Genomic DNA, 15,616 nt, shown 5'->3' on the forward strand with positions numbered 1-15,616 from the left:
GCACTGCCTGGAGCATTTGTGCCATGAGTTCTGCCTCGCTAATAAAGACCCCGCCCGAGAAGGTGACGGTCAACGGTTGGGTGTTCTACACCTCGACCGCGCTGATTCTGTTGTTGACCGCCATTCTGATCATCGCCCCGCAAGAGGCCGGCAGAATGTTGGGCATGGCCCAGGCCTGGTTGTCGCGCAGCTTCGGCTGGTACTACATGGTGGTGATCGCCGCCTACCTGGTGTTCGTGGTCGGCCTGGCGTTTTCCTCGTACGGCAAACTCAAACTGGGCAGCAAGGACGACACCCCGGATTTCAGTTACGGCGCCTGGGCGGGGATGCTGTTCTCGTCGGGCATCGGCATTTCGCTGTTGTATTTCGGCGCGTCCGAGCCGCTGGATCACTACTTCAATCCGCCGGAAGGCACCTCGGCCACCAACATGGCCGCGCGCCAGGCGGTGCAACTGACCTTCCTGCACTGGGGCCTGCACGGCTGGGCGATCTACGCTTTGGTCGGCCTGGCCGTGGCGTATTTTGCCTATCGGCATAACCAGCCGCTGGCCCTGCGTTCGGCGCTGTATCCGCTGGTCGGCGAGCGTTGGGTCAAAGGCGCCGCCGGTCACGCGGTGGACGGCTTCGGCATGTTCGTAACGCTGCTGGGGCTGGTGACCAACCTGGGGATCGGCTCGCTGCAAGTGTCGTCCGGGCTGGAAAACCTGTTCGGCATGGAGCACAGCAACACCAACCTGCTGATCGTCATCATCGTCATGAGCACCGTAGCGACCATCGCTGCCGTGTCGGGTGTGGAAAACGGCATCCGTCGTCTGTCCAACCTGAACATCGTGCTGTTCAGCGGCCTGCTGATTTTCGTTCTGCTGTTCGGCCCGACTTTGCACCTGCTCAACGGTTTCGTGCAGAACATCGGTGACTACCTCAACGGCGTGGTGCTGAAGACCTTCGACCTGTACGTCTATGAAGGCGACAGCGCCAAGTCCGACCGCTGGCTTGGCCTGTGGACCCTGTTCTATTGGGCCTGGTGGATTTCCTGGGCGCCATTCGTGGGCATGTTCATTGCGCGGATTTCCCGTGGCCGCAGCGTGCGTGAACTGGTCGCTGGCGTGCTGCTGATTCCGCTGGGCTTCACCTTGGCGTGGCTGTCGATCTTCGGTAACTCGGCGCTGGATCTGGTGATGAATCAGGGCGCGGTGGAGCTGGGCAAGACGGCGCTGGAACAGCCGTCGATGGCGATCTATCAGTTGCTTGAGCATTACCCGGCGTCGAAAGTCGTCATCGGGGTGTCGATCTTTGTCGGCTTCGTGCTGTTCCTGACCCCGGCCGACTCCGGTGCGGTGATGATGGCGAATCTTTCCTGCAAGGGCGGCAACGTCGATGAAGACGCGCCGCACTGGCTGCGGATCTTCTGGTCGGTGGTGATCACGCTGGTGACCATCGGCCTGCTGTTCGCCGGCAACTTCGAAGCCATGCAGACCATGGTCGTGCTGGCCGGCCTGCCGTTTTCGGTGGTGCTGATCTGCTTCATGTTCGGCCTGCACAAGGCGATGCGCCAGGACGTGCAGATCGAACAGGAGCAAGCGCAACTGGCCGAGCGCGGACGCCGTGGTTTCAGCGAGCGCCTGACGCAACTGGATCTGCAGCCGAGCCAATCGGTGGTGCAGCGCTTCATGGACAAGCACGTCACCCCGGCGCTGGAGGATGCGGCGGCGCAATTGCGCAATCAGGGCATTGAAGTGCAGACACTGCTGGGCAAGGCCAAGCGTTGCATGGGTGTGCGGGTCGAGATGGAAGAGGGCAACCCATTCGTCTACGAAGTGAGCCTGGATGGTTATCTGGCGACCCCGACCGAATCGGCGCAATCGGATGAAGCGCGTCAGCGTTATTACCGTGCTGAGGTGTATTTGCACAATGGCAGCCAGGATTACGACTTGATGGGCTTCACTCCTGAGCAGATTACGCGGGATGTGCTCGATCAGTTTGAAAGCCATCGGCAGCTTCTTGGCCGGGTGTACAGCTAAACAGCTAAAACAAAAGGGGCTCGATTGAGCCCCTTTTGCATGATCGTTCCCACGCTCCGCGTGGGAATGCATCAATGGACGCTCTGCGTCCGCTGTTGTGGGACGCGGAGCGTCCCGGGCTGCATCCCCACGCGGAGCGTGGGAACAATCACGCCGCGATAATCTCGCGGCGTTTTTGTGTCTGCGGGGTTTACCCCAGATTCTTGCCCAACAACGCGTGATACAACTCGCTGTCGCCGAGAATCCCCACCACATGATTGTTATCGTGCAGCACCAGCTTGTTGCCGGTCTGATAACGGATCTGCAGCGCGTCACGCATGCCGATGTTCGAGTCCACCAGCGTCGGTTTGCGCTCCAGGCCTTCCACTGCTTGCCCCGGTGCCCAGTTCTGCAGGTTCAGCACCGAGCCGTTCTGGCGTGCGCCTTTGATGGTGTTGCCTTCGGCCAGGTCCAGCCACGAGTCGCCGCCCGGGTCGAGGCACACCGAGCCGTTGATGCGTTTGCACTTGTCCAGCGTGCGCATCAGGCTGCGGCCGCAAAGTACGTTGAGCGGGTTGGTGTGGGCGACAAAAGTGCGCACATAGTCGTCCGCCGGGTTGAGGACGATTTCTTCCGGCACGCTGTACTGGATGATCCGACCGTCCTTCATGATCGCGATGCGGCTACCCAATTTGAGGGCTTCATCAAGGTCGTGGCTGACAAACACGATGGTCTTGCTCAGCTTGCGTTGCAGTTCCAGCAGTTCATCCTGCAGGCCCTGGCGGATCAGCGGGTCGAGAGCCGAGAACGGTTCGTCCATCAGCAGAATGTCGGCGTCCATGGCCAACGCACGGGCGAGGCCGACGCGCTGTTGCATGCCGCCGGAAAGTTCGTCCGGCTTCTTGTTGCGCCATTGGGTCAGGCCGACCAGTTCGAGTTTCTCGTCGACCAGTTTCTTGCGTTCCTTCTCCGGTCGACCCTGCATTTCCAGACCGAAACTGATGTTCTCGCGCACTGTCAGCCAGGGCATCAGGGCGAACTTCTGGAACACCATCGCAATACGCTTGGTGCGCATCATCTTCAGCTCGGCGGGCGTGCAGGACGCGATGTCGATCTGACGGTTTTCATGCTCGACGAACAGCTTGCCGCGGCTCACGGTGTTGAGGCCGTTGATGCAGCGCAGCAGGCTCGACTTGCCCGAGCCGGACAGGCCCATCAGCACGCAGATCTCGCCTTTGTTGATGTCCAGCGTGGCTTTTTCCACGCCGACGATCTGACCGGTCTTCTTCAGGATCTCGTTGCGGGTCATGCCCTGATCGAGCAGCTTGAGTGCCTCGCGCGGGTCTTTGGAGAAGATTACGTCAACGTCTTCGAAGCGAATTATGCTCATGCGTCACCCCCTACTTTAGCGTCGGGTTGTTTGCAGATACGGTCGAGCATGATCGCCAGCAGTACGATTGCCAGGCCTGCTTCGAAGCCCAGCGCAATATCAGCAGTGTTCAGTGCGTTGACCACCGGTTTGCCGAGTCCATCGGCGCCGACCAGTGCCGCGATCACCACCATCGACAGCGACAGCATGATGCACTGGGTGATGCCGGCCGCGATGCTCGGCATGGCGTGCGGCAGTTCGATCCTTGAGAGCAATTGGCGACGCGAGCAGCCGAAGGCCTTGCCGGCGTCCATCAGTTCTTGCGGGACATCGCGGATGCCCAGGTAGGTCAGGCGGATCGGCGCCGCGATGGCGAACACCACCGTGGAGATCAGGCCCGGAACCACACCCAGCCCGAAGAGGGTCAGGGTAGGAATGAGGTAAACGAAGGTCGGCACGGTCTGCATCAGATCGAGCACCGGCCGCATCATGGTGTAGAACATCGGTTTGTGCGCGGCGACGATGCCCAGCGGCACGCCGATCAACACGCAGACCAGGGTGGCGAACAGCACCTGGGCGAGGGTTTCCATGGTTTCCTGCCAGTAACCGAGGTTGAGGATCAGCAGGAACGAGGCGACCACGAACGCGGTCAGGCCCCACTTGCGTTGAATCAGATGGGCAATGATGGCAATCAGGCCAATCAGCACCAACGGGTTGAACCAGGTCAGCGCAAACGTCACGCCGTGGATCATCGTTTCCAGTGTCACGGCGATTGCGTCGAAGGTGTTGGCGCCGTGTTGCGTCAACCATTCGACGAAGCCCGCGATGTACTGGCCTAAAGGTATTTTCTGATCAATCAGCATGGTAGTGAACGTCCGCATGCAAGGAAATTAACAGCCCGGGCAGGCACGCCTGCCCGGCATAAGCGGTGCCTTTCAAATCAAGGCGCGAGCTTGGCTTTCACGGCCTCCAGGCCTGGTTTACCGTCAATGGTGGTCACGCCAGCGAGCCAGGTATCGAGCACCTGTGGATTCTTTTTCAGCCAGGCCTTGGCGGCCGCGTCAGGCTTCATCTTGTCGTCGAGAATGTTGCCCATCAGTTCACTTTCCATGTCGACGGTGAACTCCAGGTTTTTCAACAGCTGACCGACATTGCTGCATTCTTCGGCGTAACCCTTGCGGGTGTTGGTCGCCACGGTGGCTGCGCCGAAATCGGGGCCGAAGAAGTCGTCGCCGCCGGTCAGGTACTGAATCTTGAAGCGCTTGTTCATCGGGTGCGGTGCCCAGCCGAGGAAGACCACGGCGGTGTCGCGCTTCTGCGCCCGGTCGACTTGCGAGAGCATGCCGGCCTCGGAAGATTCGACGATCTTGAAGCCAGCGGTTTTCAGGCCGAAGGCATCCTTGTCGATCATGCTCTGGATCAGCCGGTTGCCGTCGTTGCCCGGCTCGATGCCGTAGATCTTGCCGTCGAGCTCTTTCTTGAATTTGGCGATGTCGGCGAAGTCATGCAGGCCTTTGTCGTACAGAGCTTGCGGCACGGCGAGGGTGTATTTGGCGCCCTTGAGGTTGGTGCGCACGGTGTCGACGGTGCCGGCATCGCGATACGGCTTGATGTCGTTCTCCATGGTCGGCATCCAGTTGCCGAGAAACACGTCCATGTTCTTGCCGTCGGCCAGCGACTTGTAGGTCACGGGCACGGAGATCATGGTGGTTTTGGTCTTGTAGCCGAGGGCGTTGAGAACAACGGAAGTGGTAGCGGTGGTGGCGGTGATGTCGGTCCAGCCGACATCGGAGAAGTTAACGAGGCTGCACTGTGCCGGTTCTGCGGCTTGCGCCAGTAACGGCAGACTCAGCAGGGCGGCCAACAACAACGACGGGGAACCTTTCATGGATGGACTCCTTGGTGTTTTTTTTGGCAGTGTTCCGACTGTGGACCACCGCACTTATGGGTTGCGGTTGGTGGCGTTCTGACGACAGCTCTACCGCAGCGCCTTGCAATCGAGTCATCCCGATCATGTACCAGTGAAAATCTGACGCCTACAGGGAGGGTCGTATCCAGTACAGGGATGGTCGCTTCCAGTGTCGGTGACGTCGCTTACAGCTTTTTTCCGCCCCCGATGACTTGCTCAACAGCATAAAAACGGCGTATTTGCGGGGCGAAAACGTAACGACGCTGCTGGACATGACTGCGTCGGTGTCAGACGCCGAGCGCGCCGACAAAAGCCCGATGATGCCGGCATTCGGCGGATCGCAGCTTGAGCGTAGCAGCTCCGCCAGCGGGCGCTTTTGCCGCCCGGACCGGTATTCTCAGGAGCTTCGCAGCAATGGCTATCAGCGTTTTCGACCTGTTCAAAATCGGCATCGGCCCTTCCAGTTCCCACACCGTTGGGCCGATGCGCGCCGCCGCATTGTTCGTCGAGTCGCTGCGCGGCAAGCATCAGCTGGAACAGGTGCGGCGCATCGAGGTGCAGTTGTTCGGATCGCTTTCCGCCACCGGCATCGGCCACGGCAGCGACAACGCGGTGATCATGGGCCTGATGGGCGAGTGGCCGGACGCAATCGACCCGGCGCAGATCGGCCCGCGCATTCAGGCGCTGCGCGAAACCCATACGTTGTTATTGGATGGTCGCCTGTCGGTGCCGTTTGTGTGGGCGCGGGACATGCGCCTGATCGATGAAAACCTGCCATTCCATCCCAACGCCATGACGCTGTTGGCCGAAGGCGAGTTCGCTGAGCTGCACCGTGACACCTACTATTCGGTCGGCGGCGGATTCGTCGTTGATGAGGCGCAAGCGTCCAGTGGTGTGGTCGATCTGGATCGCACCGAATTGCCTTACGACTTCTCCAGTGCGGTCGAGCTGCTGCAGTTGTGCAAAACGCACAACCTGCGCGTCGCTGAACTGATGATGGCCAACGAAAAGGTCTGGCGCAGCGAAGAAGAGATCCGTGCCGGGCTGATGAAACTGTGGCGGGCGATGCAGGATTGCGTCGAGCAAGGCCTCAAGCACGAAGGCATTCTGCCCGGCGGCCTGAACGTGCGGCGGCGTGCGGCGAAGTTGCACCGCAGCCTGCAAGAGCTGAATAAGCCCAATGTCATCGGCTCGACCCTGAGCGCGATGGAATGGGTCAATCTGTTCGCTCTGGCCGTCAATGAAGAGAATGCCGCTGGCGGGCGCATGGTCACTGCACCGACCAACGGCGCGGCGGGGATCATCCCGGCGGTGCTGCACTACTTCATGAAATTCAGCGAAGCGGTCACCGACGCCAACGTCGTCGACTATTTCCTCGGCGCGGCGGCGGTCGGCATTCTGTGCAAGAAGAACGCTTCGATCTCTGGCGCCGAGGTCGGCTGTCAGGGCGAGGTCGGTTCGGCCTGCGCGATGGCAGCGGCGGGGCTGGCGGAGATTCTTGGCGCCACGCCCGAGCAATTGTGCAACGCGGCGGAAATCGGCCTGGAGCACAACCTGGGCCTGACCTGCGACCCGGTCGGTGGCCTGGTGCAAGTGCCGTGCATCGAGCGCAATGCAATCGCGGCAGTGAAAGCGATCAACGCGGCGCAAATGGCCCTGCGTGGCGACGGGCAGCACTTTATCTCGCTGGACCGGGTGATCCGCACCATGCGTGATACCGGCGCCGATATGCATGACAAATATAAGGAAACTTCGCGCGGTGGCTTGGCGGTCAGCGCGGTTGAATGCTGACCGTGAACCCGTGGCGAGGGGATTTATCCCCGCTGGGCTGCGAAGCAGTCCCAAATCCTGCAATCGAGTTTTGCCTGACACACTTTGGTGAATGGATTTACGACTGCTGCGCAGCCGATCGGGGATAAATCCCCTCGCCACAGGTTGATCTGGCAGAGTGGAGTGCCAGACCAGTCAAAACTGCTCGACAAAAGAACACCCCAATCCAGCCGCGCCACCTTTTGGCGCGTCGCAATCAGACAAGCGTCATTGTCAGTCGTGACTCGTCAGTCGTTACCTGACCGTCCGTCGTCCGTGCTTGCGGTGACACTCTGTGCAAATCCTCTGCAGGCCAGTTCCCACAAGTGCTACCGATCTGCTCACAGGCTGCGCGGCAGGGCTCTGGCGGCGCCTGATGGCACTTCGAAATGGCGTGTTCCGAGGTCTCGGATAGACGCGTCGCGAGGTCGTTTTCAGGAGTTATTGAATGGCCGTCCAATTTCAGGCACGGCAATTGCTCTGTCATAACAAAGCCTGCTTTCTCTGTGAGACGCGGGCAATAACAAGAGCCTCCGCCTGAGGCCGCCACCCGCTTTGTGTGAGGAGATACCGCGATGACGTCGTTCAACTCCGGGGCCCAACCCCAGAACCGTGCGCCTCAATCCATCGGCTTTCTGCTGCTGGACAATTTCACGCTGATTTCCCTGGCGTCCGCCGTTGAGCCGCTGCGCATGGCCAACCAGTTGTCCGGTCGCGAGCTGTATCGCTGGAGCACCCTCACCGTCGATGGCGGCCAGGTCTGGGCCAGTGACGGTCTGCAAATCACCCCCGACGCCTCCATGCACAAAGCCCCGCCCCTGGACACGGTGATTGTCTGCGGCGGCATCGGCATTCAACGTACCGTAACCCGTGAACACGTCTCGTGGCTGCAAAGCCAGGCGCGCCAGTCCAAGCGCCTGGGCGCGGTGTGCACCGGCAGTTGGGCGCTGGCCTGTGCCGGTCTGCTCGACGGCTTCGATTGCAGCGTGCACTGGGAATGTCTGGCGGCGATGCAGGAAGCTTTCCCGCGCGTGGCCATGAGCACACGTCTGTTCACCCTCGACCGTAACCGCTTCACCAGTTCCGGCGGTACCGCGCCGCTGGACATGATGCTGCACCTGATCAGCCGCGATCACGGTCGTGAACTGTCGGCAGCGATCTCGGAAATGTTCGTCTACGAGCGCATCCGCAACGAACAGGATCATCAGCGCGTGCCGCTCAAGCACATGCTCGGCACCAACCAGCCGAAGTTGCAGGAAATCGTCGCGCTGATGGAAGCCAATCTGGAAGAGCCGATCGATCTGGATGAACTGGCGGTGTATGTCGCGGTGTCGCGTCGACAACTGGAGCGGTTGTTCCAGAAATACCTGCATTGCTCGCCGTCACGCTATTACCTGAAGTTGCGCCTGATCCGCGCCCGGCAGCTGCTCAAGCAGACGCCGATGTCGATCATCGAGGTGGCGTCGGTGTGTGGGTTCGTCTCCACGCCGCACTTCTCCAAGTGCTATCGCGAGTACTTCGGCATTCCGCCGCGTGACGAGCGCGTCGGCTCCAACACCACCCAGCAGGTAGCCATGCTGCCGCTGCCGCAGGCCATCGTGATGTCGCCGCTGTCGGGGCCGATGTCAGCGCTGAGTCAGGCGCGCAATGAGTCGACATTTGCCAGCGTAAGGCTGTAGACCGAGTCTGATCGTTCCCACGCAGAGCGTGGGAACGATCAGGTGGGAGCGAGCCTGCTCGCGAAGGGTTTTCTCAGGCGCTGTGTGACTGCTGGTATTGCGAGAGGGCCGGCAACAATTGCTTGTCGATCGCCTGACGCACCGCCGGCTGAATGCTGGCGCCGCTGGTGTACATGTCCTTGACCATCTTGCGCAGTTCGAATGCGCGCACATTGTCCAGGCCACGCACCGCGCACTCGCAGGCCTGCTCGGCGGTGGTACCGCTCGGCACCTGAATACCCAAGGCCTTGAGCTGGCCCAACAGATCTTCCTGGTCAATCAAATCGGCGTACATCATTACGCAAATCCTTCTGTGGCAACGGAGGTCTTGGCTCGATTCTGGTGGCCCCGACCGGACGCGGCAAGGGCGTTTTGTCGCGGTGGCCGGGACGACTATGAACAGGTCGTTTTCGGCTAACCGACTGAATGGACGACTAGGCACACTGGCCCCAGCTCGCTTCACGAAGGTTTGGTCACCCTCGCCTGGCAGCTCCTCAACAGTACCCTCCTCAGCTCCGATCCTGTCACGGCTTGATCGGAGTTTTTTTTCTTGTGAATCAGCCAGGGATTTGTTGTTCCCGCGGACGCTTTCGCGAGCAGGCTCGCTCCCACTTTGCAATGCGTACCCTGTGGGAGCGAGCCTGCTCGCGAAGAACGATGACGCGGTTCAACGTTGCAACACCAGAATCCGCGACAACAACTCATCCCGGTCGACATAGCAGCCCTGAAAATGCCGCGCCCCGGTCGCTGGATCAAAGGCATTGCGCGCATGCAGCGTGCGGCGGTTGTCAAAGCACCACAACTCGCCCGGCTTGAGCCGCTGCATCAGCCGAAACCGCGGCTCGCGGGTCATCGCAATAAAGCGCCGATAGGCTCGATACAGCAGCGGCATCTGCGCCACCGACGTATCGAACGCCCCGCGCAGAAAGTTGGCCATGCGAATCTCCGCCACCCGGCCCAGCGCATCCAAAGCAATGACCGGCGCCAGGCAGCGATAGTCGCTGTGCCGGTCCTTGTTGCGAAATTCCACAGGGATTTCGCACAGGGCCTCAAACAGCTGCGGCTCCTCCTGACGCAAGGCGTCGGCGATCGCAAAACCATCGACGAAAATGCTCTCGCCACCCTCGGCATCATTCACCAGGCAATGCAGAAATTGCAGCCCCGGTTGCAGCTCGCGAGTCGGCAGATCCGTGTGCAATGGCAGGTTGAAGGCGGTGTAGGCGTTGCTGTCGGCGTCGGCTTTGGATTGCACATTGAACAGCACGCCGAAATTGCTTTCGCGAATGAAGGAAATCCGTTGCGCGATGAGCTTCAGCGAGCCCGGCTCGGTGGGCACGCCGCGCACTTGGGTCAGGCCGATGTCGCGCACGGCGAGCAACCATTGCAGCAGCGCGGCGTTGTCGTTCATCAGCGCGGTGTAGTCGAACACCGGCAACTGCAGATCGCTGTGCCACAAACGGGGCTGCGGTTTGCCGGCCAGGCGTTCGGCGCGGGATTCATCGTCATAGGCATGTGCGCGCAGCCAGCCCGGATCGAAGCGGCTGAGGTGACCGTCCTGCCAGTCGATGCGCAGGCAACCATCGCTGTCGATGCGCGTGGCCAGCGGTCGCAAATCCTCTGCGGCATCGACGCTCTCGAAAACCTGCTCGCGAGTGACGCTGTAGACACATTGATCACACGGGCAATTGTCGCGTAGCCATACGTGGTGAAACGGGCTGACACGTCCGTCAGCCCATTCGATGACAACGCGATCCGCCAGACCCTGCACGCCACCGAGCGCGCTGATCAACGGATAAGTACGAAAATCGGCAACAGCGACGGCGGTGTTCATGGCGGCTCCTTGGCGATGGGGGGGATTTACCGAGCGGGTGGCAGCGCGATCACGCGGCCGGTGTAAGCGGGAGCGGGCAGGTCGGTCTGATCCGCGACGATGGCCTGCAAGCGATGCAACGTATCGGGGCTGAACGGCGCCGAGCGCGGGCCGGCGAGGTCGACGTGCAAAAGCATCTGTTCATTGCCGGCCAGCGCTTGCTCATCGCCGACCTTGTGCAGGCTGTGATAGAGGTGCAGGCGCTTGCTGTCGTGGCCGATAATTTGCGTGCGCACTTCCACCTCAGTGTCGAGCTTCACTTCGTGCAGATAATTGAGGTGCAGCTCAAGGGTGAACAGCGAGTGGCCGCTGGCCTCGCGGTTGCTGCTGTCCATGCCGAGGCGGTCCATCAGGGCATCGGTGGCGTAGCTGAAAATCAGCAAGTAGAAGGCGTCGCGCAGGTGGCCGTTGTAGTCGACCCAGTCGGGGATGATGGTGGTCTGGTAGGTGGTGAGGTGGGGCATGGTTTCTCCTGGCGGCGATCGTTCCCACGCTCTGCGTGGTAACGCCTCTTGTGACGCTGTGCGTCACGCTTCTGGGACGCGGAGCGTTCCCGGGCTGCATTCCCACGCAGAGCGTGGGAACGATCAGGTGGCGGATTACTCGCTGAAACTCATTCCATGCTTTTCCTTGGTGGTTTTCACCGCCTCGAGCACCGCCAGCAAACAATCATCACGATAGCGCTCCAGCGCCGAAATGCTGTGCCGACCGAGCTGATCGGTGGTGCCATCGACCACATCATCAATCAGCTTGTCGGTCAGCTCCGGTGCTGGCAGATATGTCCACGGCAACTGCAACGCCGGACCGAATTGCGACATGAAGTGGCGCATGCCGGCATCGCCGCCGGCCAGGGTGTAAGTCAGGAAAGTGCCCATGAACGACCAGCGCAGACCGGCGCCAAAGCGAATCGCATCGTCGATCTCGCCGGTCGTCGCCACACCGTCATTGACTAGGTGCAACGCCTCACGCCACAGCGCTTCGAGCAGGCGATCGGCGATGAACCCCGGCACTTCTTTGCGCACATGCAACGGGCGCATGCCGAGGGATTCGTAGACTTGCATCGCCGCTTGCACCGCTTGCGGCGCGGTATTCTTGCCGCCGACCACTTCCACCAGCGGCAACAGATAAACCGGGTTGAACGGATGCCCGACCACGCAGCGTTCAGGGTGCATCGAACTCTCATAGAACTCGCTTGGCAAAAGGCCTGAAGTGCTGGAGCCGATCAGCGCATCGGGCTTGGCGGCGGCGCTGATCTTGCTGTGCAGATCGAGTTTCAGTTCCAGCCGCTCCGGGGCGCTTTCCTGGATGAAGTCGGCGTCACGCACGCACTCCTCGATGGTTGCGACAAAGCGCAGACGGTCCTGCGAAGCGCCCGGCGCCAGGCCGTTCTTCTCCAGCGCGCCCCAGGCATTGGCCACGCGTTGGCGCAATGCCGCTTCGGCGCCGGGCGCCGGGTCCCAGGCCACTACATCAAGTCCGTGGGCGAGGGCGCGGGCGACCCAGCCACTGCCGATGACACCGCTGCCGAGAGCGGCGAAGGTTTTGATTTCGGTGATAAAGCGCATGGTGATTTCCTGAGAGAGTTCGGTGATCCCTGTGGAAACTCTGTTCTCGTGGCGAGGGGATTTATCCCCGATCGGCTGCGAAGCAGTCGTAAAACCAGTGCTCTCGGTCTATCTGATGCCCCGGGTTGTCAGGTTTTGGGGCGGCTTCGCCACCCATCGGGGATAAATCCCCTCACCACAAGATTTATGTTCACAGGGAGAAAGGGTGAGGTTCAGCCGCGCTGGGTCAGACCCATTTTTTTGCGACCTTCTGCCGGTGTGAGCACGCGGGCGCCGAGGCGGCTGAGGATTTCCGTGGCGCGTTCGACCAATTGGCCATTGGTCGCCAGCACGCCTTTGTCCAGCCACAGGTTGTCCTCCAGCCCGACCCGCACGTTGCCGCCGAGCAGCACCGCTTGCGCTGCCATCGGCATCTGCATGCGGCCAATGCCGAAGCCGGCCCAGACCGCGTCGGCGGGCAGGTTGTCGACCATGGCTTTCATCGTGGTGGTGTCGGCCGGCGCGCCCCACGGGATGCCCAGACACAGCTGGAACAACGGGTTGTCGAGCAAGCCTTCCTTGATCATCTGCTTGGCGAACCACAGATGCCCGGTGTCGAAAATCTCCAGTTCGGCCTTCACGCCCAGCTCGGTGATGCGCTTGGCGCCGGCGCGCAGTTGCGCCGGGGTAGAGACGTAAATGGTGTCGCCGTCGCCGAAGTTCAGCGTGCCGCAATCGAGGGTGCAGATTTCCGGCAGCAGTTCTTCAACGTGGGCGAGACGGGTCAGCGGACCGACCAGATCGGTGTTCGGGCCGAACTCCATCGGCTTCTCGCCAGGGCCGATTTCCAGGTCGCCGCCCATCCCGGCGGTGAGGTTGACGATGATGTCGACGTCCGCCTCGCGGATGCGCTCCATCACTTCGCGGTACAGCGCCACGTCACGGCTGAACTTGCCGGTCTGAGGATCGCGCACATGGCAGTGCACCACAGTGGCGCCAGCCTTGGCCGCTTCCACCGCGGCAGCAGCAATCTGTTTCGGGGTGACCGGCACGTGTGGACTTTTGGCGGTCGTGTCGCCAGCACCGGTGAGTGCGCAGGTGATGATGACGTCGTGGTTCATGGTGCGTTTCCTTCAGGCGTGATGGGTCTGTCCGCAGCCCGTGGCGGGGCTGCGAAGCGTGTTTCAGTGGCCTCTCCCATTTGGGAGAGGGGGGTTCAATAAAGGGTTATTTGCTGGTCAGCTGGAGGTTTTCAGCAGCCGGTTTGCCATCGAAAGTCGTCACACCTTCAAGCCAGCGCTGTTTGTCTTCGGGGTGATCCTTGAGCCACTGCTTCGCCGACTCGAAGGCGTCCTTGTGATCGAGCAGCGGCTGCATCATCCGGCTCTCGGATTCGGCGGTGAACGTCAGGTTGGCCAGCAGGCGGCCGATGTTCGGGCATTGCTCGGCGTACTTCGGTGACGTGACCGTCCACACCGTGGCCATGCCTTCGTTCGGGCCGAGGGCGTCTTCGCTGCCGGTCAGATAGGTCATCTGAATGTTGACGTTCATCGGGTGCGGCGCCCAGCCGAAGAACACCACGGCTTCCTTGCGCCGTACGGCGCGGTCAACGGCGGCGAGCATGCCGGCCTCGCTCGATTCGACCAGTTGGAATTTGCCCAGACCAAACTGGTTCTTGGCGATCATCGCTTTGATCTGCGTGTTGGCGCCCGAGCCTGGCTCGATGCCGTAGATCTTGCCGCCCAATTCCTTCTCGAATTTGGCGATGTCAGCGAAGGTTTTCAGCCCCTTGTCGGCCAGGTAAGTCGGCACGGCGAGGGTGGCGCGGGCGTCCTTAAGGCTCGGTGCTTCGAGCACTTTGACCTGATTGGCCTCGACGAATGGCGTGATGGTCTGGGTCATCAGCGGGTTCCAGTAGCCGAGGAACAGGTCCAGGCGCTGATCGCGGATCCCGGCAAAGATTATCTGCTGCGAGGCGCTGGTCTGTTTGGTGCTGTAGCCGAGGCCGTCGAGCAGGACCTGGGTCATGGCACTGGTGGCGATCACGTCAGTCCAGTTGACCACGCCCATGCGTACGTTCTTGCAGGAGGCCGGGTCGGCCGCCATCACGCCGGTGCTGAAAAAAGCGGTACCGCTGAGTGCAAGAACGCAGCTGCTGATCAGTCGTTTCATGTCGGGTTCCTCGGCAGTTCGATTATTGTGGTTCCCGGCATCTGCGCGCCGGTGAGGCCAAGTTACGCAGCTATGCACCCGTGAAAGCGCACTGCGGCGACTGGCATTTGCACTGTAGCGACCTGCACGCTTGAACGCCGCCGATAATCGGCGTATCAACGAGCCACGCGACCCGCCAACCGAGTGCGCCCATGTCCCAGGATTACTACTTTTTGCTGATGCCGGGGTTCTCCGCCATCGGCTTTATTTCCGCGATCGAACCGTTGCGCGTGGCCAACCGCTTTCGCGGCGAGTTGTACCGCTGGCATGTGCTCAGCGCCGATGGCGGCGCGGTACTGGCCAGCAACGGCATGTCGGTCAACGCCGATGCGGCGCTGGAGCCGCTGAAGAAAGGCGCGACCTTGCTGGTGGTGGCCGGCTTCGAACCGCTGAAGTTCATCACGCCGACGCTGGAGCACTGGTTGCGCAGGCTGGACAAGGACGGGGTGACCCTCGGCGCCATCGACACCGGCAGCTTCGTCCTTGCCGAAGCAGGCCTGCTCGACGGCCATCGCCTGACCCTGCACTGGGAGGCGATCGATGCGTTCAAGGAGTCTTATCCACAGCTCAGCGTGACCCAGGAACTGTTTGAGATCGACCGCCGGCGGATCACCTCGGCGGGAGGAACGGCCTCGATTGATCTGATGCTCGACCTGATCGCCCAGGCCCACGGCCCGCAACTGGCGATTCAGGTCAGCGAGCAGTTTGTGCTCGGGCGCATACGCCCGCGCAAGGATCACCAGCGCATGGAAGTCGCCACGCGTTACGGGATCAGCAACAAGAAACTGGTGCAGGTGATCGGCGAGATGGAACAGCACAGCGAACCGCCGCTGACCACGCTGCAACTGGCGGAGTCGATCAAGGTGACCCGGCGGCAACTGGAAAGGTTGTTCCGGCTGCACCTGAACGATACGCCGAGCAACTTCTATCTGCGGTTAAGGCTTGAGAAGGCCCGGCAATTGCTGCGCCAGACCGATATGAGCGTGCTCGAAGTCAGCATTGCCTGCGGTTTTGAATCACCGTCGTATTTCACCCGCAGTTATCGCGCGCGTTTCGCCCGCTGCCCGCGCGAAGACCGGCGTACCGCACAGATCTGAAAGTCAAAAGATCGCAGCCTTCGGCAGCTCCTACAGGGAAATGCATTCCAAAGTAGGAGCTGCCAAAGGCTGCGATCTTTTGATCTTGC

Annotated in this window: 13 protein-coding genes; 4 read left to right on the top strand and 9 right to left on the bottom strand. The window is 61.1% G+C overall.

Going from position 1 to position 15,616, the window contains the following annotated elements; all coding sequences use genetic code 11:
* Window positions 1-80: 80 nt before the first annotated feature.
* A complete protein-coding gene (locus D8U60_RS19640; protein ID WP_223630511.1) occupies window positions 81-2,021 on the top strand; it encodes a BCCT family transporter in 1,941 nt (646 codons plus the stop codon).
* Between the two features lie 190 nt (window positions 2,022-2,211).
* Here D8U60_RS19640 and choV read toward each other — a convergent pair whose 3' ends face one another.
* From choV to D8U60_RS19655, 3 genes are all read right to left on the bottom strand, one after another.
* Complete coding sequence (gene choV, locus D8U60_RS19645; protein WP_016772804.1) at window positions 2,212-3,390, bottom strand: choline ABC transporter ATP-binding protein; 1,179 nt, start codon at window positions 3,388-3,390, stop codon at window positions 2,212-2,214.
* Window positions 3,387-4,232 carry a choline ABC transporter permease subunit gene (gene choW, locus D8U60_RS19650; protein WP_016772805.1) on the bottom strand — a complete coding sequence of 282 codons (846 nt, stop codon included), beginning with the start codon at window positions 4,230-4,232 and terminating at the stop codon, window positions 3,387-3,389. Before choW ends, choV begins: the two co-directional genes overlap by 4 nt.
* Before the next feature lie 77 nt (window positions 4,233-4,309).
* Window positions 4,310-5,257 (bottom strand): choline ABC transporter substrate-binding protein, encoded by a 948-nt coding sequence (locus tag D8U60_RS19655; protein ID WP_016772806.1) that lies wholly within the window; start codon window positions 5,255-5,257, stop codon window positions 4,310-4,312.
* 435 nt (window positions 5,258-5,692) lie between these two features.
* On the opposite strand from D8U60_RS19655, the gene D8U60_RS19660 reads away from it, so the two are divergent.
* Both D8U60_RS19660 and D8U60_RS19665 read left to right on the top strand, forming a co-directional pair.
* Entirely contained in the window at window positions 5,693-7,069 is a 1,377-nt protein-coding gene (locus D8U60_RS19660) for an L-serine ammonia-lyase (RefSeq protein ID WP_130900725.1), read from the top strand.
* Between the two features lie 593 nt (window positions 7,070-7,662).
* A complete protein-coding gene (locus D8U60_RS19665) occupies window positions 7,663-8,766 on the top strand; it encodes a GlxA family transcriptional regulator (protein WP_007949927.1) in 1,104 nt (367 codons plus the stop codon).
* Between the two features lie 73 nt (window positions 8,767-8,839).
* On the opposite strand, the gene D8U60_RS19670 is transcribed toward D8U60_RS19665, so the two are convergent.
* From D8U60_RS19670 to D8U60_RS19695, 6 genes are all read right to left on the bottom strand, one after another.
* Window positions 8,840-9,103: a hypothetical protein gene (locus D8U60_RS19670; RefSeq protein WP_041476764.1), complete on the bottom strand. Its 264-nt coding sequence runs from the start codon at window positions 9,101-9,103 to the stop codon at window positions 8,840-8,842.
* 369 nt (window positions 9,104-9,472) lie between these two features.
* Window positions 9,473-10,636, bottom strand: a complete 1,164-nt coding sequence (locus D8U60_RS19675) for a gamma-butyrobetaine dioxygenase (RefSeq protein WP_130900726.1) — start codon at window positions 10,634-10,636, stop codon at window positions 9,473-9,475.
* Window positions 10,637-10,662: 26 nt separating this feature from the next.
* Window positions 10,663-11,139 (bottom strand): thioesterase family protein, encoded by a 477-nt coding sequence (locus tag D8U60_RS19680; protein WP_130900727.1) that lies wholly within the window; start codon window positions 11,137-11,139, stop codon window positions 10,663-10,665.
* 135 nt (window positions 11,140-11,274) lie between these two features.
* Window positions 11,275-12,240 carry an L-carnitine dehydrogenase gene (locus D8U60_RS19685; protein WP_122699697.1) on the bottom strand — a complete coding sequence of 322 codons (966 nt, stop codon included), beginning with the start codon at window positions 12,238-12,240 and terminating at the stop codon, window positions 11,275-11,277.
* 212 nt (window positions 12,241-12,452) lie between these two features.
* Window positions 12,453-13,340, bottom strand: coding sequence for a 3-keto-5-aminohexanoate cleavage protein (locus tag D8U60_RS19690; RefSeq protein WP_024014602.1), 888 nt, complete (start codon window positions 13,338-13,340; stop codon window positions 12,453-12,455).
* 106 nt (window positions 13,341-13,446) lie between these two features.
* The gene (locus tag D8U60_RS19695) at window positions 13,447-14,391 is read right to left on the bottom strand and encodes a choline ABC transporter substrate-binding protein (RefSeq protein WP_122612399.1); all 945 of its coding nucleotides are present in this window, start codon (window positions 14,389-14,391) and stop codon (window positions 13,447-13,449) included.
* 191 nt (window positions 14,392-14,582) lie between these two features.
* Between D8U60_RS19695 and D8U60_RS19700 the strand changes: the two genes are divergently transcribed.
* Window positions 14,583-15,527, top strand: coding sequence for a GlxA family transcriptional regulator (locus tag D8U60_RS19700; RefSeq protein WP_130900728.1), 945 nt, complete (start codon window positions 14,583-14,585; stop codon window positions 15,525-15,527).
* The last annotated feature ends 89 nt before the right edge of the window (window positions 15,528-15,616 follow it).

The sequence above is a fragment of the Pseudomonas sp. Sample_11 genome (genome assembly GCF_004307505.1).
In the GTDB taxonomy this organism is placed as follows: Bacteria; Pseudomonadota; Gammaproteobacteria; order Pseudomonadales; family Pseudomonadaceae; genus Aquipseudomonas; species Aquipseudomonas atacamensis.

Bases quoted from the DNA above. Each gene is read 5' to 3' on its own strand.
- D8U60_RS19660 (WP_130900725.1), top strand. From the start codon at position 5,693: ATGGCTATCAGCGTTTTCGACCTGTTCAAAATCGGCATCGGCCCTTCC.
- choV (WP_016772804.1), bottom strand. From the start codon at position 3,390: ATGAGCATAATTCGCTTCGAAGACGTTGACGTAATCTTCTCCAAAGAC.
- D8U60_RS19680 (WP_130900727.1), bottom strand. From the start codon at position 11,139: ATGCCCCACCTCACCACCTACCAGACCACCATCATCCCCGACTGGGTC.
- D8U60_RS19690 (WP_024014602.1), bottom strand. From the start codon at position 13,340: ATGAACCACGACGTCATCATCACCTGCGCACTCACCGGTGCTGGCGAC.
- choW (WP_016772805.1), bottom strand. From the start codon at position 4,232: ATGCTGATTGATCAGAAAATACCTTTAGGCCAGTACATCGCGGGCTTC.
- D8U60_RS19670 (WP_041476764.1), bottom strand. From the start codon at position 9,103: ATGATGTACGCCGATTTGATTGACCAGGAAGATCTGTTGGGCCAGCTC.
- D8U60_RS19695 (WP_122612399.1), bottom strand. From the start codon at position 14,391: ATGAAACGACTGATCAGCAGCTGCGTTCTTGCACTCAGCGGTACCGCT.
- D8U60_RS19685 (WP_122699697.1), bottom strand. From the start codon at position 12,240: ATGCGCTTTATCACCGAAATCAAAACCTTCGCCGCTCTCGGCAGCGGT.
- D8U60_RS19655 (WP_016772806.1), bottom strand. From the start codon at position 5,257: ATGAAAGGTTCCCCGTCGTTGTTGTTGGCCGCCCTGCTGAGTCTGCCG.
- D8U60_RS19700 (WP_130900728.1), top strand. From the start codon at position 14,583: ATGTCCCAGGATTACTACTTTTTGCTGATGCCGGGGTTCTCCGCCATC.
- D8U60_RS19675 (WP_130900726.1), bottom strand. From the start codon at position 10,636: ATGAACACCGCCGTCGCTGTTGCCGATTTTCGTACTTATCCGTTGATC.
- D8U60_RS19665 (WP_007949927.1), top strand. From the start codon at position 7,663: ATGACGTCGTTCAACTCCGGGGCCCAACCCCAGAACCGTGCGCCTCAA.